This window comes from Arthrobacter sp. Cr_A7 (genome assembly GCF_029222765.1).
Lineage (GTDB): Bacteria > Actinomycetota > Actinomycetes > Actinomycetales > Micrococcaceae > Arthrobacter.
The window spans coordinates 1-389 of sequence record NZ_JARHXQ010000056.1; the positions used below are offsets into that span (position 1 = coordinate 1).

At 64.0% G+C, this 389-nt stretch carries 1 protein-coding gene; it reads right to left on the reverse strand.

All coding sequences use genetic code 11. The features are described from left to right. Window positions 1-278, reverse strand: a 278-nt coding sequence (locus P2Q66_RS03260) for a GntR family transcriptional regulator (protein ID WP_275725528.1), incomplete at its 3' end; no start/stop codon positions are given. Between the last annotated feature and the right edge of the window lie 111 nt (window positions 279-389).

Consider the following 389-nt stretch of genomic DNA (forward strand, 5'->3'; position numbering starts at 1 on the left):
AGTCCTTTGATGACGGACGCAACGCTCGGGCGGCGCGCAAGGACCGCCCCCGTGCCGTGCTGCACATCGATGACGCCCAGGACCTCAAGGGCCACCAGGGCCTGGGCCAGGGTGGCGCGGGACACCCCAAGCCGCTCGGCGAGGTCCCGCTCCGCGGGCAGGAGGTCGCCCGGCCCCAGCTGGGCTGACTCGATATAGGCAAGGATCTGCTCCACCAGCTGTTCGTACAGCCGCGGACGCGTCACCCGCTCCAGTCCAAGCCGTGATGTCTTCTCCACAAAGCCCTCGCTCCGTTGTCGTTCCTTCAAGAGTACAGGGCAGCTATTGACAGATAGACTCACTGTCTAGGAGGCTAGTCCAGTGAGCCAGTTACTCACGTCACATTCTTC